Source organism: Devosia insulae DS-56, from assembly GCF_000970465.2.
Taxonomy (GTDB): domain Bacteria; phylum Pseudomonadota; class Alphaproteobacteria; order Rhizobiales; family Devosiaceae; genus Devosia_A; species Devosia_A insulae.
In genome coordinates this window covers 1-19769 of sequence record NZ_LAJE02000235.1, presented here as the reverse complement: position 1 = coordinate 19769, position 19769 = coordinate 1, and the positions used below count along the sequence as shown (strand labels likewise).

General features: G+C 64.6%; 16 protein-coding genes and 1 pseudogene. 4 read left to right on the top strand and 13 right to left on the bottom strand.

The annotated features are described in order from the left end of the window. Window positions 1–49: 49 nt before the first annotated feature. Window positions 50–2407 carry a glycoside hydrolase family 38 N-terminal domain-containing protein gene (locus VW23_RS16825; protein WP_069910701.1) on the bottom strand — a complete coding sequence of 786 codons (2358 nt, stop codon included), beginning with the start codon at window positions 2405–2407 and terminating at the stop codon, window positions 50–52. A gap of 206 nt (window positions 2408–2613) precedes the next feature. Here VW23_RS16825 and VW23_RS16820 point away from each other — a divergent pair, with 206 nt between their 5' ends. Beyond that, window positions 2614–3606 (top strand): protein NO VEIN domain-containing protein, encoded by a 993-nt coding sequence (locus VW23_RS16820; RefSeq protein ID WP_069910714.1) that lies wholly within the window; start codon window positions 2614–2616, stop codon window positions 3604–3606. A gap of 111 nt (window positions 3607–3717) precedes the next feature. Here VW23_RS16820 and VW23_RS16815 read toward each other — a convergent pair whose 3' ends face one another. The 8 genes from VW23_RS16815 to VW23_RS16780 all read right to left on the bottom strand — a co-directional run bounded on the left by VW23_RS16815 (window position 3718) and on the right by VW23_RS16780 (window position 12873). Continuing rightward, on the bottom strand, window positions 3718–4488 hold the full coding sequence (locus tag VW23_RS16815; protein ID WP_244488391.1) for a ribonuclease activity regulator RraA: 771 nt from the start codon (window positions 4486–4488) through the stop codon (window positions 3718–3720). 28 nt (window positions 4489–4516) lie between these two features. Further along, window positions 4517–5674: a mandelate racemase/muconate lactonizing enzyme family protein gene (locus tag VW23_RS16810; protein WP_069910700.1), complete on the bottom strand. Its 1158-nt coding sequence runs from the start codon at window positions 5672–5674 to the stop codon at window positions 4517–4519. Window positions 5675–5684: 10 nt separating this feature from the next. Further along, the gene (gene manD, locus VW23_RS16805) at window positions 5685–6899 is read right to left on the bottom strand and encodes a D-mannonate dehydratase ManD (RefSeq protein WP_069910699.1); all 1215 of its coding nucleotides are present in this window, start codon (window positions 6897–6899) and stop codon (window positions 5685–5687) included. Window positions 6900–6921: 22 nt separating this feature from the next. Beyond that, a complete protein-coding gene (locus VW23_RS16800; RefSeq protein ID WP_069910698.1) occupies window positions 6922–8277 on the bottom strand; it encodes a mandelate racemase/muconate lactonizing enzyme family protein in 1356 nt (451 codons plus the stop codon). A 71-nt stretch (window positions 8278–8348) separates the two neighbouring features. Further along, a complete protein-coding gene (locus VW23_RS16795; RefSeq protein WP_069910697.1) occupies window positions 8349–9446 on the bottom strand; it encodes an ABC transporter ATP-binding protein in 1098 nt (365 codons plus the stop codon). A 23-nt stretch (window positions 9447–9469) separates the two neighbouring features. Next, on the bottom strand, window positions 9470–10351 hold the full coding sequence (locus VW23_RS16790) for a carbohydrate ABC transporter permease (protein WP_069910696.1): 882 nt from the start codon (window positions 10349–10351) through the stop codon (window positions 9470–9472). Continuing rightward, window positions 10348–11307, bottom strand: a complete 960-nt coding sequence (locus VW23_RS16785; RefSeq protein ID WP_069910695.1) for a carbohydrate ABC transporter permease — start codon at window positions 11305–11307, stop codon at window positions 10348–10350. The genes VW23_RS16790 and VW23_RS16785 overlap by 4 nt, the downstream gene beginning before the upstream one ends. A gap of 75 nt (window positions 11308–11382) precedes the next feature. After that, window positions 11383–12873 carry an extracellular solute-binding protein gene (locus VW23_RS16780; RefSeq protein WP_425285215.1) on the bottom strand — a complete coding sequence of 497 codons (1491 nt, stop codon included), beginning with the start codon at window positions 12871–12873 and terminating at the stop codon, window positions 11383–11385. Window positions 12874–13111: 238 nt separating this feature from the next. On the opposite strand from VW23_RS16780, the gene VW23_RS16775 reads away from it, so the two are divergent. Both VW23_RS16775 and VW23_RS16770 read left to right on the top strand, forming a co-directional pair. Next, window positions 13112–13804: a GntR family transcriptional regulator gene (locus VW23_RS16775; RefSeq protein ID WP_055873509.1), complete on the top strand. Its 693-nt coding sequence runs from the start codon at window positions 13112–13114 to the stop codon at window positions 13802–13804. 113 nt (window positions 13805–13917) lie between these two features. Then, entirely contained in the window at window positions 13918–15120 is a 1203-nt protein-coding gene (locus VW23_RS16770) for a mandelate racemase/muconate lactonizing enzyme family protein (protein ID WP_069910694.1), read from the top strand. A gap of 54 nt (window positions 15121–15174) precedes the next feature. Here VW23_RS16770 and VW23_RS16765 read toward each other — a convergent pair whose 3' ends face one another. Continuing rightward, a complete protein-coding gene (locus VW23_RS16765) occupies window positions 15175–15453 on the bottom strand; it encodes a DUF4242 domain-containing protein (RefSeq protein ID WP_069910693.1) in 279 nt (92 codons plus the stop codon). A 15-nt stretch (window positions 15454–15468) separates the two neighbouring features. Then, complete coding sequence (locus VW23_RS16760) at window positions 15469–15933, bottom strand: hypothetical protein (protein WP_069910712.1); 465 nt, start codon at window positions 15931–15933, stop codon at window positions 15469–15471. A gap of 379 nt (window positions 15934–16312) precedes the next feature. On the opposite strand from VW23_RS16760, the gene VW23_RS16755 reads away from it, so the two are divergent. Further along, a complete protein-coding gene (locus tag VW23_RS16755) occupies window positions 16313–17380 on the top strand; it encodes a LacI family DNA-binding transcriptional regulator (RefSeq protein WP_069910692.1) in 1068 nt (355 codons plus the stop codon). Between the two features lie 243 nt (window positions 17381–17623). On the opposite strand, the gene VW23_RS16750 is transcribed toward VW23_RS16755, so the two are convergent. After that, the gene (locus VW23_RS16750) at window positions 17624–18403 is read right to left on the bottom strand and encodes a hypothetical protein (protein ID WP_069910691.1); all 780 of its coding nucleotides are present in this window, start codon (window positions 18401–18403) and stop codon (window positions 17624–17626) included. A 12-nt stretch (window positions 18404–18415) separates the two neighbouring features. Beyond that, window positions 18416–19679 (bottom strand): annotated as a pseudogene (locus VW23_RS16745) (DUF763 domain-containing protein). Between the last annotated feature and the right edge of the window lie 90 nt (window positions 19680–19769).

Genomic DNA, 19769 nt, shown 5'->3' with positions numbered 1-19769 from the left:
CTCGGAGGGGGTGCGAAGCGGGCGCTGTGACAAGGCCGTCACCTCTCGCCTACTGCCCGGCCCGCGAAAACCCCGGATGACCGATGATCGGGTTGGCGAAGGCCGTCGCCATGTCGAGCGCCCGCCGCGCGTCGAACGCTGTGTGCGTCATCAGCCCATAGCGGAAACGGTGCCGGCCCGGCTGCACCAGGGGGAAGTTGGTGTTCCAGTAGTTGTTCATCGGCCAGGCGAGCAGCAGCGGATCTGCACTTCGCGGGATCGTCTCGAGCGGTGGGCCGAAATGGAAATCACCGGCCATGCCCAGCGGCGCGTCCGGGCAGAACAGCGTGGCGCTGCGGTTGCCGTTGTGGATGGTCATGAACGATTCCGCCGTGAACCAGTTGCGGCAGGCGCCAGGCAGTTGCTCGGCGTCGAGTTCGACCGGCAGGCCGGCGGTGTCGAAATGGCAGCACCAGCCGGCGGCAAGGCTTAGCGGCACGACAAAATAGATGCCCTCGGGTTCGGCATAAGCGAGCTTGTCGATCTCGCATTCGATGGCGATGACCGGCGTATCCGCCCTGAGCGTGATGCGCTGGGTCAGCCCGTTGGTGCCCGGCGCCGCGAAGCGCCGTTCCAGCGTCATGTTACCGGCGGTGCGGGTGACGCTGCAGCCGAGCGGCTGCGTCGCCCGCTCACGCACCGCCCGCCACGGTTTCCAGCAGGTGCGGTCGACCTTTTCATGGTCAAGGTTGCGCTCGTAATAGGCATTGCGACTGCCATCGATCAGGGCGTCCGGGCGCTCGCGCACGAAATCGAACAGCTCGTACTCGCCGCCGGCGGGCACCACGTCCCAACCAAACTTCATGTCGAACAAACCGAGGATCCGCCCATTGCTGGGATCGTAGGTCAGCCGGTGCGTGGGGGACTCGATCACCGCGTCGCCGCTGCGGGCGGTGGAGAGCAGCGCGTTGTTGAACGCCTGCACCGTCTCGGCCTCACGATGATCCTCGTGCATCAGGCCTGGATGATCGGCGGCCGGCAGCAGCTCAGACAATGGCACGCGCAGTACACCATGCGGCGGCAGCTCGAGCGGGCCGCAGACATCCACCGCCCCTGATGGTTCCGACTTCAACCGTTCCGCCCTGAGGCGCGGGCCGGGTCGCCGCCAGTCCCTCGGCACCTCGACATACTCGCGGCGCAGCAGTGGCGACGGGTTGACGAAGACCACGTGATCCGGCGCGACATCGGAATGGGCCGGGTTGCCGGCTGTGGCATCGAGCTGGTCGACCAGCAGGTACCGCGCCAGCTCGCCGGCCTCGACCACCGGCGCAGCTTTGAGCTGGTCCTGAATGGCGCCGGGCTCGGTCTGCCCGAGGGTGTCCCAATAGCCCCAGGTGTGCTCGTCGAACAGATCGAGCAGCTCGCGGGCGCGCGTCTCCACGCGTTGCACTGATGGCGCCGGCGGCGAGCTCCGCAGTCGTGCTGCCGTCGCCAACATGTGCTTGGCACGGCGCGAACGGGAGACGGCGGCGGCCGTACTGGCGGCGCCAAAGTTCCAGTAGTCGGTCCAGTCGCCCGACAGCAATGGCAGTTCGGCGGCGGGGATCGCCTTGATGCGCTCGGCCAGGTCCTCGCTGGTGACGTAGCGGATCGGCGGCTCGCTCCCCGCCTCGTTCCACTGCCGGATCAGTTTCGCGACCGCCGGATTGGGCGGGGCGTTGTCCCACATCTCAGGGGGCGCCGTGGTGGTGAGATAGAGGAAATCGTGCGGGTAGCCGATGCTCTCGAGATGTTCGAGATACTGGCCGAGCCCACGCTGCATGGCGTCGAGCGAGCGCTCCCAAGTGAGGAGGATCTGGTCGAACATGGTGTAGTGATTGCCGTTCATCACCCTCAATTCGCGTCCGCTCGGTGACTGCCAGCGAAACACGCCCGGACGCGGCGTGACGATTCCGCCCAGGTGCCGGTTGACCGCCATGATGAACAGCTCGACGCCATGGTCGAGCAGCAGGTCGGCCAGCGGCCAGGGGACACCGGTGACGTCGTGCTGCAGCGCGGTGTTGATGCGTGCCCCGAAACGCTGCCGTAACGCCGCGACCGGCGCGAGCTGCCGCCGCAGCTGCTCGGCCGAGTTGAGCGGCGTCAGGTTGTATTGCAGCGCCCCGATGGCGAGCCGCCCAGCGCGGACGAAGCGATGAAAACGCTGCTGGTCACTATCACTGGCGGTCTCGAGCCAGCGGGTAACCGGCGCGGTGACCTCGCAGGTCCATTTGGGGCGCTGCGCTTCCGGCCAGTCAGCCGTCTCTTCCAACAGGTCGAGCGCCTGGTCGATATATTCCCGATGCAGCTCCCACACCACCGGCTGGGTATGGGTATAACCGACGTCGAGGTGGCTGTGATGAAGAATCAGGATTTCCTTGAGCTGCATCGGCGTACCATGCTTGTTGGCCTAGTATACCAGTAGTGCGGTGCGGCGGTCTGTTCAATGGGTGGAAGTCGCACCTATGCGGCCCGCTAGGAACCAGCTTCACCTGCGATCCCGCGGCGGCCAGGGCTGGAAGAGGTGCTGACCATATGGTGGGCGGTCGAAAAGTGGCTTACCAGTTACGCGGCAAAGACTGTCGGGGGGTTGGGATGAAGAAGGTCGTTTGGGTCAAATTCGGTTGGTCGGATTATTATCGCGGCGGTGTGGTTGACGGGAATTTTGGCTGGCTGAAGGAGGCGAAGGGAAGCAGCTCCGAAGGGCGAGGACACGAGGCCTTCAATTTCATGCCTTTCGACGGCACCTACTATTGCTATGTACCGCCTCAAACGAAAGAATATGCACCGTGGAACGAGGACAACGAGGGTTGGACCGTCATTTGCCTAGCCAAGAACCCTCGGTACGCCGGCATACACATAGTCGGCTGGTACGAGAACGCTACGCTTCTAGGTCAATGGCAGAAGCCGCCGGGCAACCATTCAGACGACGTCGGCGGCGCGACCTCCGCGTATGAGTGGTCCTACTGCATCCGAAGTAAGTCTGCCTTCTTCATTCCGCCATCGGATAGGACGCTCCCGTTCTCCGACCCTTCCATTAGGCAGGGCAAGTTCTCCTTCCTTTCAGGGCCCTCCGTTGAGACGACTTCGCGTAAGGCTCGCGTTCTAGCGATGCTGGAGGAGCGACTAGCAAAGTTACGCGGCGTAGCTGTTCACAATCCAAGTGAAGAGCGAGAGCCTGACCCAGAACTCGATGCCGTCGACCCGCTCAAGGGATTCGGGACACCCGAGCATCGCAAGAAAGTCGAGAAGGCGGCCGAGGAGGCGGTAGTCGCCTACTACCGCGACAGAGGGTATAGGCATTTCGAGGACAAAACGAAGATCAAGTGCGGGCACGACTTCGTTTTTCGCAATGGAACTGAAGCGTTGCACGTCGAGGTAAAAGGCACATCGAGCAATAACCCAAGCTTCTTCCTAACCCGTAATGAGCATGCCGCCGGATACCAAGCTGACCCAGCTTGGCGACTCGCCATGGTCACTAATGCTCTCTCAGAGCCGACAGTCACGATCTTCGACAAGAAAGGTCTCAGCGACACGTTCGACATGACGCCATACGTCTTCTTGGGCCGGCCGATCGTCGTGCCGTAGTCCCTACCACCGGGGTAAGTAAGGTTCTCGCCGGTCTTCTTGGCTTGGTTGGGCAGCCATACCAAAAGGGCGCCACATGGGCGCCCTTCTCGTTTCGACCAGTCGCGGGCCTCAGTGGCTGGGGCTCGGCGGCAGGCCCTTGGCCTTGCGCCAGGCCTGGTATTCTTCTTCGGCATCGGGGTGCAGCGGGTAGTAGCGGCGGAGCGATTCACCGGCGGTGAGCTTTTCGCGGCTGAACACTTCCCACTCGGCGTGTTTCTTGGAATCCTCGATGACCTTTTCGGCCATCGACTGCGGCAACACCACGACGCCATCGTCATCGGCCATGATGATGTCGCCCGGGATCACCATGACGCCACCGCAGGAGATCGGCACGTTGACTGCCGCCGGCCAGATCGAGACCTGGACGTGATAGTTCGGGGTCCAGCCGCGCATCCAGATGGCGAGATCGAGCTTGTCGACGTTGGGCTTGTCGCGCATCACGCCATCGATGACGATGCCGGCGCCTTTGCGGCCCTTGAAGTAGGTCGACATCATGTCGCCGAAGACGCCCGAGCTCAGGTCGCCGCGGGCATCGACCACGACCACGTCGTTCTCTTCGACCTCATAGAGGACGTGGCGATGCAGCTGCTTTTCGGGGTCCGAGTATTCGCCTTCGCTGAACAGATCCGGGCGCTGCGGCATGAACTGCAGCGTCAGCGCCGTGCCGACGATGGACTTGCCCTTATACTGGCTGACCGGGCCGACCATGTGCGGGTTGCGGAAGCCGGAATGGCCGAGCGAGCCGGCGACGGTGGCGGTGCCGATATCCTTCAGCGCGGCGATGACGTCCTTGCTCGGACGCTTGAACGCCGGGATCGGGCTTTGCATGATGTGGACCATAAATATCTCCTCCAGATGAGTTTCGGGTCTACCAGTTCGTAACCGAACCGTCGCGGCGCTTCAGGTGGGGCGCCTCCCAGAACTTGAAGCTGTCCTTGTCGAGCAGCTTTTCGTTGATCTCGATGCCGAGCCCCGGCGCGTCCGGCACCCGGAATACCGCGCCATCGAGCAGCGGCATGGTGGGGAACAGCTCCCCTGTGGGCGTGCCGGCATAGAGGTCGGTGGCGTTGGCGCGTACTTCGAGCGCGAAGAAGTTCGGCGTCGCCGCCGAGAAGTGAATGGTCGCCGCGGTGCAGATCGGGCCGAGCGGGTTGTGCGGCATCAGGTCGACATAATGCGCCTCGGACCAGCCGGCGACCTTCATCGCCTCGGTGAAGCCGCCGACATTGCAGAGGTCGAGCCGGTTATACTGATGGATGCCGCGCTCGATATAGGGCAGAAACTGCCACTTTGAGGAGAATTCCTCGCCGATGGCGAAGGGCACGTCGGTGAGTTTCCGGAGGTTCTCATAAGCCTCCGGGGTCTCGTCGCGGATCGGCTCCTCGAGGAAATCGAGGGTGCCGGAAGGCATTTTCTGGCAGAAGCTCGCGGTCTCGGCGACGCTCAGCCGGTGGTGGTAATCGATGCCCAGCACCACGTCTTCGCCCAGCGCCTCGCGCGCCTTCACCAGGAATTTCGCGGTCTTGCCGATCGACTCGCGCGGCTCGAAAATCCCTTGCGCGTCGTTCCATTCGGCGGGGAAGAAGCGGATGGTGGACCAGCCGCGGGCCATCAGCTTTTTCGCGTCCTCGATGGTCTCGTCGCCGCTGATCGAACCGGTCGAGGCGAAGGTCGGGATGACGTTGCGGTGCTTGCCGCCGAGGAGTTCGTAGACCGGCACGCCGAGCGCCTTGCCCTTGATGTCGTAGAGCGCGATGTCGAGCGCCGACTGCGCCGCGGTGAGCACCCGCCCGCCCTCAAAGTACTGGCTGCGGTACATTTCCTGCCACAGCGCGCCGATCTGCATCGGGTCGCGCCCGACGAGGAACTGCGCGTAGTGTTCAAGCGCCCCGACCACCGCCTTCTCGCGGCCACTGAGCCCGCTTTCGCCCCAGCCGAAAATGCCCGCATCGGTTTCGATCTTGACGATCAGCTGGTTGCGATGGCCGACCCAGACCGGGAACGGCTTGATGGCGGTGATCTTCACTGTTGGTTCCTCACCAGCTGGTCATGGCGCCGTCTTCGAGACGGGCGATCGGCAGGTAAGCCTGCTTGTAGGGGTATTTGGCAGCGAGACTTTCGTCGAAATCGACGCCGTGACCCGGTACTTCGCCCGGCTGCAGGTAGCCACGGTCATACGACCAGGCGCATTTGAACACGTCGAACATTTGCTCGGTGTAGCTGGCGAATTCCTGGATGCCGAAATTCGGGATCGCCACGTCGAGATGGATGTTGCAGCCCATGGCGATGGGCGAGACGTCCTGCGGACCGTGGCAGGCTGACTTCACGTGGTAGATCGCCGCGAGGTCGAAGATCTTCTTGATGCCGGTGACACCGCCCGCATGGGTCGAGGTGACGCGCGCATAATCGATCAGTTGCTCGGTGATCAGCGTGTGGGTGTCATAGATCGAATTGAACACCTCGCCCACCGCGAGCGGTTGTGTGGTGTGCTGGCGGATAATGCGGAAGCCCTCCTGCAGTTCGGCCGGGATGGCGTCCTCAAGCCAGAACAGCCGGTAGGGTTCGAGGTCCTTGCCGAGGCGGGCGGCTTCGATCGGGGTCAGGCGGTGATGCACATCGTGCAACAGGTGCACGTCCCAGCCCACCGCGTCGCGCACTTTCTCGAACAGCTTTGGCACCAGTGGCAGGTACTTGTGCGTCGCCCAGACTTCCTCGTGCGGCACGATGGCGCCGCGGCCCTTCAGCGCCGCCGTATCGGTGGAATCGCCGGTGCCGTAGATCGGCGGCAGGCCGGGGATGGCGACCTGGGCGCGGATCGCCTCGACGCCGGTTTCCTTGATGGCGAGAACGCGCTCGACCACCTCGGAGATCTCGAGGCCGGAGGCGTGGCGGTAGACCATCACCTTGTCGCGCGAGCGGCCGCCGAGCAGCTGGTAGAGCGGCAGGCCGGCGACTTTGGCCTTGATGTCCCACAGCGCCATGTCGATGGCCGAAATCGCCGCCATGGTGATCGGGCCACGACGCCAGTAGGCGCCCTTGTAGAGATACTGCCAGATATCCTCGGTGCGCAGCGGATCCATACCGATCAGCGCCGGGGCGACATGATCCTCGAGGTAGCTCGCGACCGACAGCTCGCGGCCGTTCACCGTGCCGTCGCCGATGCCGTAGACGCCCTCGTCGGTGATGATCTTCACGGTGGTGAAGTTCCGCCCGGGCGAGCAGACGATGACCTTGATTTCCTTGATCTTCATTTGACGCTCAGCTCCACGCGTATCAGGACCAGGTCCGGTCCCAGGACATGTCATTGTCCCACTGGTCGGTCGGCTGCCAGATGTCGGTGACACCCGGCTGCAGGTGCTGCCGCAGCAGTTCGTCGTTGACGTCGTCGATGCCGAGGCCCGGCTTGTCGCTGAGCTCGATGAAGCCGTTCCTGACGATCGGACCGTCAAAGCCGGTGACGATGTCATCCCACCACGGCACGTCGACCGAGTGATATTCGAGCGCCAGGAAGTTCTCGGTGGCGGTGGCGATGTGGGCGGCGGCAATGGCGGCGATCGGGCTCTCGGCCATGTGGATGGCCATGGCGATGCCGTGGTCCTGCGCCGCGTCGCCGATCTTCTTGGTTTCGAGGATGCCGCCGGTGGTGAGGATATCGGGGTGGATGACCGAGATGCCGGCGTTGAACAGCGGCTCAAAACCTTCCTTGAGGTAAATGTCCTCGCCGGTGCAGATCGGCACGGAGGTCGCTTCCTGCAGCCGGCGATAGCTCTCCGCATGCTGCCAGGGGATCACGTCCTCGAGCCAGGCCGGGGTGTATTTCTCGATGCGCTGTGCCAGCCGGATACCGTCCTGCAGCGAGATATGGCCGAGATGGTCGATGGCCAGCGGGACTTCCGGCCCGATCACCTCGCGCACTTCGGCAATGTACTGCTCGAGCAGGTCGAGGCCCTTTTCGGAGAAATGCAGGCCAGTGAACGGGTGCATGACGTTCTGCGCGTCGTAGACGAGGTTGCGCGCCTTGCGCTCCTCATTGTTGCTGGCGCGAATGCCGCCGGCGTGCTGCTTGAAGCCTTCGAGTACGCCCGCCGGGCCGACGACGGCGCCGGGGATGTGGGCGATTTCCATCAGGCCCAGGTCCATCTTGAGGAAGGTGAACCCCTTGTCCATGCGCTCCTTCAAGCGCTTGCCCATCTCGGTGCCGCTCGGACGATCGGCGTCGGTATCGCAATAGCAGCGGACCTTGTCGCGGAACTTGCCGCCCAGCATCTGGTAGATCGGTGCGCCATAGGCCTTGCCGGCGAGATCCCAGAGCGCGATCTCGATGGCGGAAACGCCGCCGCCCTGCCGGCCGTGGCCGCCGAACTGCTTGATGCGACGGAACAGCCGATCGACATCGCAGGGGTTCTCGCCGAGCAGGCGGGATTTCAGCATCAGCGCATAGGTGGCGCTGGCGCCGTCGCGCACTTCGCCTAAGCCGACGATGCCCTGGTTGGTATAGATCTTCAGCAGCGCCGAGCGGAACGGCGCGCCGGTGATCTCGGCGACCCGGATATCGGTGATCCGGAGCTCTGACGGGCGGGAACTGGTGTTGACGCGGTTAAGCGCGTCTTCGGCAGGGTTCGAAGTCATTGGGGTGAGGCCTCGGCTGGGGAGCGGTCGCTACCGGGCCGCCCGATGGAAGGACAAATCGGCTGGCGGCGCTACTGGAGCCTGAGCGCCATTTCGGTTTCGCCGTCGAACAGATGCATGCGGTCCTGATCGAACTCGAGGAATACCGGCTCGTCGGGCCTGAGCTGGAAGGTCGGGGCGACGCTGACATTGACCACGGCGCCAGAGACGAAGACCTGGGCGAAGGTAACGTCGCCGGTCGGCTCCACGGTATAGACCTTGCCCGGCACCGAGCCCGGCACCTGAGACTTGTGTACCTTGATGGTCGAGTGGCGGCCGCCCAGCACCACCTTGCTGGATTTGGCGCTCAGCGCCTTCCGGCCATTGGCGTCGGAGAGCGGCATCTCCCAGCCCTCGGGGCCGGTGAGCACCACCCGGCCATCCTTCGATGCAGCGGTCAGCGGCACGAGACTCATGGCGGGCGAGCCGACGAAGCTCGCGACAAACATATTCACCGGGTTGGCGAAGACGTTGGCCGGGCTGTCATATTGCTGCAGGAACCCGCCATTCATCACTGCCATCTTGTCGGACATGGTGACGGCCTCGAGCTGGTCGTGCGTCACGTAGATGATGGTGGCGTTGAGATCCTGGTGGAAACGCTTGATCTCGGAGCGCATCTGCACGCGCAGCTTGGCGTCGAGGTTGGAGAGCGGCTCATCCATCAGGAAGGCACGCGGCTCGCGTACCAGCGCCCGGCCCAGCGCCACGCGCTGCTGCTGGCCGCCCGACAGTTCGCGCGGCTTGCGCTCCAGGAGGTGGACGATATCGAGGGTCTTGGCGGCGGCCTGGACGCGCTTGTCGATCTCCTCTTTGGGAAGTTTGCGCATCTGCAGCGGGAAGGCGAGGTTCTTGTAGACCGACTTCTGCGGGTAGAGCGCATAGTTCTGGAACACCATGGCGATGTCCCGGTCCTTGGGGTCGAGATCGGTGACGTCGCGGTCGCCGATGCTGACAGTGCCGCCCGACATCGGGATGAGGCCGGCGACGAGGTTGAGCGTCGTGGTCTTGCCGCAACCGGAGGGGCCAACCAGGGCGACGAACTCCCCGTCCTCGACGGTCAGCGACACGTGGTTCACGGCGTAGACATCGCCGTAATTCTTGACCACGTCCTTGAGGATAACCTGAGCCATATGGGTTTTCCTTGAGCTTTCCGTTAGTGCTTCACGGCGCCCTCGGTCAGGGCGCGCACGAAGTAGCGTTGCAGGACGAGGAACAGCACCACGACGGGGATGCTCATCATGAAAGTGGCGGCCATCAGCCCCGGCCAATCCGTCGCATTCTCCGAGAAGAAGCGCTGGATGCCGACCGGCAGGGTCATCTGATCGTGCCGGGTGAGGAAGGTGTAGGCGTAGATGTACTCGTTCCAGGCGCCGATGAAGCTGTAGATCGAGGTGGCGATGATGCCCGGCGTCGACAGCGGCATGACGATCAGCAGGAACGCCTGGAAGCGCGTCGCGCCATCGATGCGGGCCGCCTGTTCGAGCTGCACCGGGATGTTGTCGTAGAACCCCTTGAGCAGCCAGATGGCGAGCGGCAGGCCGAAGGTCAGATAGGTTAGGATCAGCGAGCCATGGGTGTTCACCAGGCCAAGCGCCTTCATCAGGATGAACAGCGGCACGAGGAACACCACGGCGGGGAACATGTTGCGGAGCAGCACGGCGAAGAACAGGAAGTTGCGGCCGGGGAAGCGGAAGCGCGAAAAGGCGTAGGCCGCCGGCACCGCTACCACCACCGCGAGAATGGTGGTGAGGGTCGAGACCCAGATGCTGTTCCAGAAATACTGGATGAAGTCGCGACCGACATTGCCCGAGGGGTCGATCAGCCGCCAGTAGTTCTCCAGCGTCGGCTCGGCCGGCCACCATTGCGGCGGGTACTGCATGGCGGCAAAGCCGGTCTTCAGCGAGGTGATGAACATCCAGATCATCGGCATCACGGTGAAGCCGAGCAGCAGCAGGAGGAAGATGCGCCCGCTCCAGCGCCAGCCCCCGGCACCACGACGCTTGGCGGCGCCGGCACTCATTTCCATGGCGGTCATGCTCCGGCCCTCGCGTCATCGCCCTTGGTCAATGCGCGGACGTAGAAGTAGCCGAGCACCATCATCACGAGGAACAGGATCACCGCATAAGCCGAGGCGACGCCCCAGCGCTGCCGCCCGAAAGCGAGCTGGTAGATGTGGGTGATCCAGATATCCGACGAGCCGGCCGGGCCGCCGCCGGTCATGATCCAGGGGATGATGAAGGAGTTGAAGTTCTGCACCGCGAGCAGCAGCAGGGTGACCATCGACACACCCTGCAGGTGCGGGAAGGTGACGTGCCAGAAGCGCTGCCACGGGCTCGCGCCATCGACCTGCGCGGCGCGCAGCAGGGTGTCGGGCACGGTCTGCAGGCCGGCCATCAGCATGATCATGGCGAAGGAGAATTCCTTCCACACGTTCACGACGATCAGCGCGTAGAGCGAGGTGTTGGTGTTGTCGACGAAGTTGATCGGCTTGTCGATCAGCCCGACCTGGGTGAGCATGGCGCTGATAGCGCCGAAATCGGAGTGATAGAGCCACTTCCACACATAGGAGGCGGCCACGGCGCTCACCACCCACGGAATGAGCAGCAATGCCCGCAGCACCCCGCGGCCGGCGAACTCGCGATGCAGCGCCAGCGCGGCGCCGAGCCCGATCATGAAGGCGAAGCAGGTGGACAGCACCGTCCACAACACGGTCTGCCAGGTGACCTTCCAGAACACCGGGCTGGTCAGGATGGTGACGTAATTGTCGAGGCCGTTGAACTGCTTGGCGCTGAGCGCCAGGCTGGCGGGGGTGTTAAAGAAGCTCAGCTCGATGGTGTAGTAGATCGGATAGCCGATGACGATCAGCATCACGATCAGCGCGGGCGCCACATAGAGATAATCGAAGCGGCTGTTCCACACCTTCTGGCTCAGGCCGACGCGCCTGGGCTCGGGTACGTCGCGAAAGATGGCTTGTCCCGGAACAGTGCTCACAGCGCATAACCCTGGTTGTGAAGATAAGAGACCGGCGGCGCGCGCCGCCGGTCCGAGCGTGTCTCAGTCAGCCGATCAGATGCCGCCGCCGCCGTCGACGATGGCCTTCACCTTGGTGGCCGCATCCTCGACCGCCTGGTCGACGGTCATGCTGCCGGTAAGGGCGTTCTGCAGCATATCCGGAACGATGATGTTCATGATTTCCGGAGCCTGCGGGATCACCGGGAACGGGATACCGTTGGGCAGCATCGAGGTGGTGACGTCGAGGAACTTGATGGTGTCGAGGCGTTCCTTCATGGCATCGGTGAGGAAGCCATTGACGTTACCGGGGTTGGAGCCGACCCAGGCGAGCTTGGTCGACCATTCCGGGCTGTCCCAGAAGCAGATCAGCGCCTTGACGGCCTGCTCGTCCACCTTGCCGCCCTGCACGAACTCGGGCTTCACCACGTGGATGTTGGAGCCGCCGAACACCACGGCGCGCTTGCCGTCCGGACCGGTCGGGATCAGGCCGTAGCGCATGTTGGCGACCACTTCGTCGGCCACCGTCTTATCGGTGCCGGTCGCCTTGGACGCGAGGTCGTTCATCTTGGCGTATTCGGCCGGGTGGGCGATCATCATGCCGAGCTTGCCGGCGATGAACGGCGCCTGGTTTTCACCCTGCGTGTTGGTCAGCGCCGAAGTCGGGACCGACTTGTCGACGGCGTACATCTGGTAAGCCGCCTGCAGCGCTTTCTTCGAGCCTTCGTTGTTGATCCAGACATCCTTGTAGCCCGGCTCGGCCGAGGCTTCGTCGAGGGCGCCGCCGCCGTAGGCCCAGAGCTGCGGCATGAAGCGGAACGGGGTGTTGCCGGCGTTCTGCTTGGCGACGAGGCCGTAGCCCGGAATGCCGAGCTTTTCGTGGATGGTCTTGGAATAGGCGACGACATCGTCCCAGGTGGCCGGCGGATTCTCCGGATCGAGGCCGGCATCCTTGAACACCTTGGCGTTCCAGATCAGCGCCATGGTCTCGTTGTTGGTCGGCAGGCCGTAGGTGACGCCCTCATAGGTCACCGACTTCAGCGCGCCGGGCCAGAAATCGGCAGCGGTCAGGCCGATATCTTCCGGCTTCAGCGGCTGCAGGTAGCCCTTGGCGGCGAACTCGACGCCACCCAGGATCTGCAGGCGGATGACGGCCGGCGCCGAATTGCCGAGCAGCGAGGTGCGGAACTTGTCGAGCAGCTCGTTATAGGTGATCGACTGGACTTCGGTGGTGATGTTCGGATAGGCGGCCTTGAACGCCTCCCAGAACGCCTTGTCCTGGTCGTGCGCGATCTGCGGGTCGGCTTCGAACGGGCCGGTGTACCAGTAGCTGACCGAACCGGTGTAGTCGTTCGGGACGACCGCGCCACAATCCTTGGCCGCGTCGAATTGCTTGGTGCCGGCGATCGACTTGACGTATTCCGGCGACCACTTCGACAGGTCCACGCTCTGGGCGTAGGACGCGGTGGTTGCCGTGGTCAGCATGGTGGCAGCGCTCAGCACCGCCATCGAAAGGCCAAGCAGACGCCGGCCGGTGTTCGTATGCATTGAGAAATCCTCCTCCTCAAATCAGGACCGCGCCCGGCCCATGGCCGTGGCAAAGCCCGTTACAGCGTGCGCTGTTCTCGCCTCGGGAGCCGGGCTTGAGGCCGGCTTTTCCCAACTGGTATGGCAGATTTCCAGCAAACGACCTGTATGTCAACATCACCAAAGTCGTACATTATTTTGCGCGCTTTGCGTGCGAACGGGGCTTGGCTTGCCCAAAAAAGCTGCATAAACAGAACCGATGAGCGAGGTGACCGTCAAGTCGGACCAGCCCGAGGAGACCCTCGAGCAGCAGGCCTCCGTCTACGAAATGATCCGTGAGGACATCGTTTCGGGACGGTTGGGGCCCAATGAGCGGCTGAAGGTCGCCGACCTCGCCGAGCACTACCAGACTTCGACCAACCCGGTGCGCGAGGCGCTGCAGCAGCTGCGCGGCGAGGGCTTCGTGCTGATCGAGCCCAACCGCGGGGCGCGGGTGCGGCCGATCGATGCCGATTTCGTGCGCGACATCATCGAGATCGAGATGCTGATCGAGCCGGCGCTGACCCGCTGGTTCGTGTCGATCGTCTCGGACGCCGACATCCTCGAGCTGGAACGCATCCAGGCCGAGATCGAGGCGCTGAACTTTGCCGATCCGATGCTGCATGGCCGGCTCGACACGCGCTTTCACCAGTTCATCTATGACCGCCATTACAACCGCCACGCCGCCGAATTGTGGTGGAAGCATCGCGAGATCCTGCGCGCCATCAGCCGGCGCTTTCCGACCTCGCTGAGCCGTCGCCAATCGGTGCTGCGCGAGCATCGCGACCTGATCGACCGGATCCGGGCGCAGGATGCCGACGGCGCCGCCGCAGTCGTTGCCCGCCACGTCGAGGGCTCGGGGCGCCACATCATCGAGCAGATGGGCGTCGCCCAGAGGAGCCTGCGCCGATAGGGTGTTGGGGCCAGCGGGAGGTCCGTCCCGCCGGCCGAAAGTTATTTGAGGGGCTGCCTCCCCGGCGGCCAGACTGGGAGACGCCTGCCGCCCGGCAGGCACGAGGAGTTATCATGAAGATCACCGACCTGCGCGTTGCCGTCATCGGCAAGCATCCGATCGTCCGCATCGTCACCGACGAGGGCATCTATGGCATCGGCGAGGTGGAGTATACCAAGACCTACCTGAAGCCGTTCATCCTGCATTTCCGCGACGCCCTGATCGGTGAGGACCCGACCGATGTCGAGCGCTGCATGATGAAGATCCGCCAGCGCGGCAGCTTCAAGCCCTATGGCGCGGCGGTATCGGTGATCGAGCATGCACTGTGGGACATTGCCGGCAAGGCCGCCGGTGTCCCGGCCTATAAGCTGCTCGGCGGCAAGGTGCGCGACAAGGTGCGCGTCTATAACGGTTCGGTGCGCCGCAAGCGCTCGGGCGACCGGCCCGAGGACTTTGCCGCCGACGTCAAGTGGATGGCCGAGCAGCCGCAGAACTTCTTCATGGTCAAGCAGGGGCTGAGCTTCCACTCATCCCAGAAGGACAGCTACCCCGATTTCCACTACGGACCTACGGCCAAGAAGTCCGGCTACCACGGCGCCATGGATCAGGGGCAGATCTCCGAGCACGGCTTCAACTACCTGCTCGACTGCGTCATCGCGATGAAGGAAGCGCTGGGCGACAAGGTGAGCCTGGCGCTCGACTGCGGCCCGGGCTGGTTCCTCAACGACGCCATCAAGTTCGCCAATGCGGTCGAGAAGTATAACATCATGTGGCTCGAGGACATGCTCACCGGCGACTACGTGCCGTGGGTCAACCCGCAGGCCTATCGTGAGCTGACCAACTCGACCACCACGCCGATCCATACCGGCGAGCAGATCTACCTGCGCCACAATTTCAAGGAACTGATCGAGACCCAGGCAGTGCGCGTCGTCGGCCCCGACCCGGCCGATATCGGCGGCATTGCCGAGCTCAAGTGGGTGGCCGAGCACGCCTATATGCACTCGATCATGATGGCGCCGCACGGCACCGCGAACGGCCTGCTTGGGCTCGGCGCGCTGATCAATGTCTGCGCCACGCTGCCGGCCAATTACATTGCCTTCGAGTACCCGTCAGCCTCCGACGAGTTCTGGAACGAGATCGTCACGGGCCTGCCCTCCGGCCCGATCGTCGTCGACAGCCATGTCGACCTGCTGCCCGGACCGGGCCTCGGCCTCGATATCGATGCCAAGGCAGCCAAGCGCTACCTCAAGGAAGAGGACGCCGGCTTCTTCGACTGAGCGTTGCCGAGATGACATTCGGGCCGGGCGGCTTCCACCGCCCGGCCCGTTGCTTTATGCCGCTTCGGCCGTGGCCGGATCGACCACCACCTTGATCTGGGTGATCTTGTTGGCCGGAAAGCCGCTGAGCTCGGCGTGGCGCCGGATGTCCTCGGGGTCCTCGGCGAGATAGACGCAATAGGTCATGTCGTCGGCGAAGTAGGAGTGCACCCACTGCACCTTGGGCGCGAGCTTGGCCAGCGCCTCGTTCGAGACGGCCGCCGCGTCGCGATATTCCTCAGCCGACAGCTTGCCGACACCGGGGATCATGCGTTCAATCACATAGCGTTTCATTTGGGTTTGTCCTTCTCAGTTGCTGGCTGCGACGGTCGCGTCGCAGGAGACGTTGGGGTTCATGTCGGCAAAGGTGCCGGTGGGGTTGGCGCGCCAGGCCCAGACATGCAGCTCATAGAAGGGCGGCAGGCCGTAGCGGTTGGGCGCGTTGGTGAAGCTGAACAGGTGCCCGTCGAGATTGGCCGGGCCCGTGGTGGTGATGTACTCGACCGCCACCAGCTCGAGGCTGCCATCGGCCTGCGGCTCGTACATCACCGCTTCGGGCTTACCGATATCGACGACGCCGTCCTCGATCAGGGCGCCGTTGACGTAGTGGATGCCCATGGCTCCACCCTCGACACCCGAGACGCAGGGGATCGGGGCATAGCCTTCGGCCGTCGCCACACCGACATCGGTGAAGCGGGCATTCGCCTCGCGTACCTTGCCGGCGAGCGGATTCTCCGCCTCCACCCCGGCATGAGCCGCATGGGCGACGAGCATCGCCTTGCCGCGCTGGCGCGGCGCAGAACTGGTGAGGCCCGCCGGGTCGCCGAGATTGCCCTGGTACGGGACGTAACTCGACGGCATGGTGACGCCGGCTTCGGCGTGCCCGCTATGAGCAGTTGCCGGGCCGGCGAGCAGCACCAGCACGGCGAGAGCGGTTGAGACGGCGACACGGATGGTGCCGTTGCGATCCGGCATCCGCCGGGCAGTGTAGTCTTCGACATGGCGCAACATTGCGCATTCTCCTTTATGTGCAACGAGCGTCTGCAGCGCTTTTGCACCGGTGCAATTTCCCCTTGGCGCGGCAAATGCGCTTCTCGGAGGAAAGAGTCAAGCAGTATTTTGCACCGGTGCAAGTCTCTGCTACGGTGGCGCCATGAAATCGCCCGTCACGCTGCTGGACGTCGCTCAGGCTGCCCAGGTCTCGAAATCCACGGTGGCCAACGTCTTCAACCACCCCGAGCGGGTGCGGCCGGAAGTGCGGGCCCGGATCGAGCAGGTGGCGCGCGAACTGGGCTTCGCCGGGCCGGATCCGCGCGGGCGTCTGCTCAGCAGTGGCAAGGCCAATGTCATCGGCGTGGTGCCCTCGGGCGAAGGCATCACCTGGGTGTTCGACAACCCCTATATGCGGCGCTTCCTCGCCGGCGTCGCCGAGGAGTGCCAGGCGCACCGCACCGCTATCCAGCTGATCGACGGCTATGGCGAGGCGGGAGCCGAGACCATCCGGCGGACCATCGTCGATGGGTTGATCCTCCATACCGCCGACCAGGTGCGGGCAGTCGATCCGGCGCTGCGCGCCAAGATGCCGATCGTGGTGATGGACCGGATCGAGGATGCCGATGTCAGCTCGGTCAGCATCGATGATCGCGGCGGCGCCTATGCGCTGGCGCGCCACCTGCTCGAACTCGGGCACCGTCGCTTCATGGTGACGACGCTGGGGCGCAGCTACGTCGCGCCGATCCTCCACCGCGCCACCGGCGCGCCGCGCCGGCTGATCTCGACCTATGAGATCGACGAGCAGCGCCTCGCCGGCGTGGCCGAGGCGCTAGCCGAAACCGGCTTGTCGCTCAACGACATGCCGATTGTCGAGGCCTGTGGCAGCGAAGAAGAAACCCGGCTCTATGGGGACGCGGCCGGCCTGGTGCTCGACGAGTTGAACGGCGCCACGGCGGTGATAGTGCTCGGCGGCGAGTTGGCCGTCGGCGTCGTTGCCGAAGCGAAGCGCCGCGGCATCGCCGTTCCCAGCGAGCTCTCAGTCGCCGGCTTCGACGATCCGCCCGAGGCGGCGCTGAGCGACCCGCCGCTGACAGTGATCGCCGCCCCGGTGGCCGAAACGGCGCGCCTTGCGACAAGGATGCTGTTCTCCGGCGGCCCGCCGCAGCACATCGAGCTGCCGGTGGAGCTGAAGGTTCGGGGATCGACTGGGTTGGTGGGGGCTGGCTGAGGTCGCGCCGCGGCGCCCCTCGCCCCTCTGGGGAGAGGGCTGGGGTGAGGGGGCGCCAAGCGAGTGGAGGTGGAAGCCCTTTACACCGAGTTCGCTTAGTCTTCCGCACCGTGTGCTTGGCGCCCCTCACCCTGACCCTCTCCCCAGAGGGGCGAGGGGACGCGAGAGGCACCGCCGGTGTTTCATCAGAGGCGCCTTGTCGCCGTGCAGCAGAGCCGCTGAACGAGGCGCCGTAGTTCGCGACTACAGCGGATGCCGCATCCAGACATTGGGCTCTTCGTAGAGCCCGGTCCCGGCGAGGCGGTCGGCGACGAGCGGCGCCAGACCGCCGGGCAGATGATAGCGGCCTGACACTGGAAAGCGGAGGCCGGTCCACTCCGTCCACTGGGACAGCGGCGCCACGACGGTCATCGAGCGGGGGGCCACCTTCACGATGCGGGCTCCGAGCTGCCAGTGCTTGCGCACCCAGGGATCGAACGGCGCACCGTCATGGGTCGTCCAGCTCAGGTAGTCCTCGAACGAGGTCAGCGGATAGGCCGGCTTGCGCGTCGGACGGACCGGCGCCACCAGCGCACCGAGGCCGTTCAGGTTGGCGCAGGCCTTCATGTTGCGTAGCAACCGCTCGGCCAGGTCGGAGCCGCGCAACTCGGGCGCCACGACGATCGACAGCGCTGAGAGCGCATTGGGCTTGGCGCCGGAGGCAATGGCATCGACGCCGGCCGCAAGGGCCGCATCCCAGCCAGCATCGGGCAGCGAGCTGTCGTCCTCGGGCTGGGCCCAGGCGAAGGGAATGCTGTTGGAGGTTGCCACCACCTGCTCGGCCCCGGAGGGCGCGGTACGCAGCACGACGAACTGGAACCGCGACAGGGCAGCCTCGAAGAGGCGATCCCAATGGTCGATGACGACGGTATCGCCATCGATGAAAGCCGGCCAGACCGGCGCAGCCAGCGCGGCGAATGCCGGCACCAGGTCCGGCCGCTGTTCGGCCGAGACGATGGCAAACTGATCCTCGGCGACAGCCATGTGATTCCCGGATTACACCCGCATCTTCGCCCGAGCATAAGCGCTGGGCAGGTCATCGAATACGGTGCGCCCGCCATACTCGGGGGCCCGGCGCCGTTCCTCGGCGATGAACTCGTTAAAGCTCGGGCCGGTGGCGCCGGCCTCGAGCTGGCGCGATTGCCGGTCGAGCCGTTTGATCGCGTCGAGCTCCTCGTCGCGACCGAGCTTGGCTTTGCCGACCGCCGATTTCAGCACCCGGATGGTCTCGTCGTAGACTTTCAGCGGCACCGGGAACGGATGCGCATCCTTGCCGCCATGCGCCATGGCGAAGCGGGCCGGATCGGCGAAGCGGTGCGGCGCGCCATGCACGACTTCGGCCACCTGGGCCAGCGCCCGCACGGTGCGGGCGCCAACCCCCGGCACCAGCAGCAATTCGGTGAAATCGGTGGGCGCCCGGTCGGCCGCCGCGGCGAGGCTGCCGTGCAGGCGGCGCAGCATCACGTCCTTGGGGCGGATATCGTGGTGCTCCGGCATCACCAGATGCGGCAGCATCAGCTGGTCGTCTTCCACCGGCGCCGGTTCGACGATCCCCTCGATGCGACCGACCTCGCGCACGATGGCGTCCGGTCCCATGCGGCCCAAAATATCGACCTGCGAGCTGCGCGAGCGCGCCGCCCGAACATCGGTCAGGTTGACGATCGTCCCCTGCCCGACGCCCTCGATCGCGGCGTGCGGCTGCTCGACAAAACTGCGCAACCCCTCCGAGCGCCAGTGGTAGCGTCGCGCGGTTTTGGCATCGCCCTTCATCCCCTGCTGCACCACCACCCAATGGCCGTCATCGGCGACGATGAAACCGTGGAGATAAAGCTCGAACCCGTCCTGCACCGCGGCGCTATCGACCTTCGCCACCAGCCGGCTGGCCCTGGCCAGCGCTGCGCCATCGAAGCCGACCCGGTTGCCGATCGCCACCAGTTCGTCCGGGGTCTTGCGTGAATGCCGGCCGCGTCCGCCGCAGACATGCAGGCCCAGCTCGCGCTCCAGCGGCCGGAGGCCGCCCTTCAGCGCGCCGATGACGCTGGTGGTGATGCCGGAGGAGTGCCAATCCATCCCCATCACCGCACCGAACGACTGGAACCAGAACGGGATGGGCCAGCCGGCTCAGCAGCTCGTCGCGGCCATACTCCAAGACGATGGCCTGGCAGATCACCGCCCCGAGCCGCGCCATGCGCTCGCTCAACCATTTCGGCACCCGCCCGCCATGCAAGGGCAGATCGGCGCTCCCGCCTCGATTGGCCATGGGAAGTTTCCTTGTTCGCCGGCGATTGTAGCATGGGAACAAAAGAGAAACAAACTGGAGCTGGTAGCTGTGGACCCCCACCCCTGTCCC

Bases quoted from the DNA above. Each gene is read 5' to 3' on its own strand.
- VW23_RS16820 (WP_069910714.1), top strand. From the start codon at position 2,614: ATGAAGAAGGTCGTTTGGGTCAAATTCGGTTGGTCGGATTATTATCGC.
- VW23_RS16795 (WP_069910697.1), bottom strand. From the start codon at position 9,446: ATGGCTCAGGTTATCCTCAAGGACGTGGTCAAGAATTACGGCGATGTC.
- VW23_RS16800 (WP_069910698.1), bottom strand. From the start codon at position 8,277: ATGACTTCGAACCCTGCCGAAGACGCGCTTAACCGCGTCAACACCAGT.
- VW23_RS16790 (WP_069910696.1), bottom strand. From the start codon at position 10,351: ATGACCGCCATGGAAATGAGTGCCGGCGCCGCCAAGCGTCGTGGTGCC.
- VW23_RS16780 (WP_425285215.1), bottom strand. From the start codon at position 12,873: ATGCATACGAACACCGGCCGGCGTCTGCTTGGCCTTTCGATGGCGGTG.
- VW23_RS16755 (WP_069910692.1), top strand. From the start codon at position 16,313: ATGAAATCGCCCGTCACGCTGCTGGACGTCGCTCAGGCTGCCCAGGTC.
- VW23_RS16825 (WP_069910701.1), bottom strand. From the start codon at position 2,407: ATGCAGCTCAAGGAAATCCTGATTCTTCATCACAGCCACCTCGACGTC.
- VW23_RS16750 (WP_069910691.1), bottom strand. From the start codon at position 18,403: ATGGCTGTCGCCGAGGATCAGTTTGCCATCGTCTCGGCCGAACAGCGG.
- VW23_RS16765 (WP_069910693.1), bottom strand. From the start codon at position 15,453: ATGAAACGCTATGTGATTGAACGCATGATCCCCGGTGTCGGCAAGCTG.
- VW23_RS16775 (WP_055873509.1), top strand. From the start codon at position 13,112: ATGAGCGAGGTGACCGTCAAGTCGGACCAGCCCGAGGAGACCCTCGAG.
- VW23_RS16815 (WP_244488391.1), bottom strand. From the start codon at position 4,488: ATGGTCCACATCATGCAAAGCCCGATCCCGGCGTTCAAGCGTCCGAGC.
- VW23_RS16760 (WP_069910712.1), bottom strand. From the start codon at position 15,933: ATGCTCGTCGCCCATGCGGCTCATGCCGGGGTGGAGGCGGAGAATCCG.
- manD (WP_069910699.1), bottom strand. From the start codon at position 6,899: ATGAAGATCAAGGAAATCAAGGTCATCGTCTGCTCGCCCGGGCGGAAC.
- VW23_RS16770 (WP_069910694.1), top strand. From the start codon at position 13,918: ATGAAGATCACCGACCTGCGCGTTGCCGTCATCGGCAAGCATCCGATC.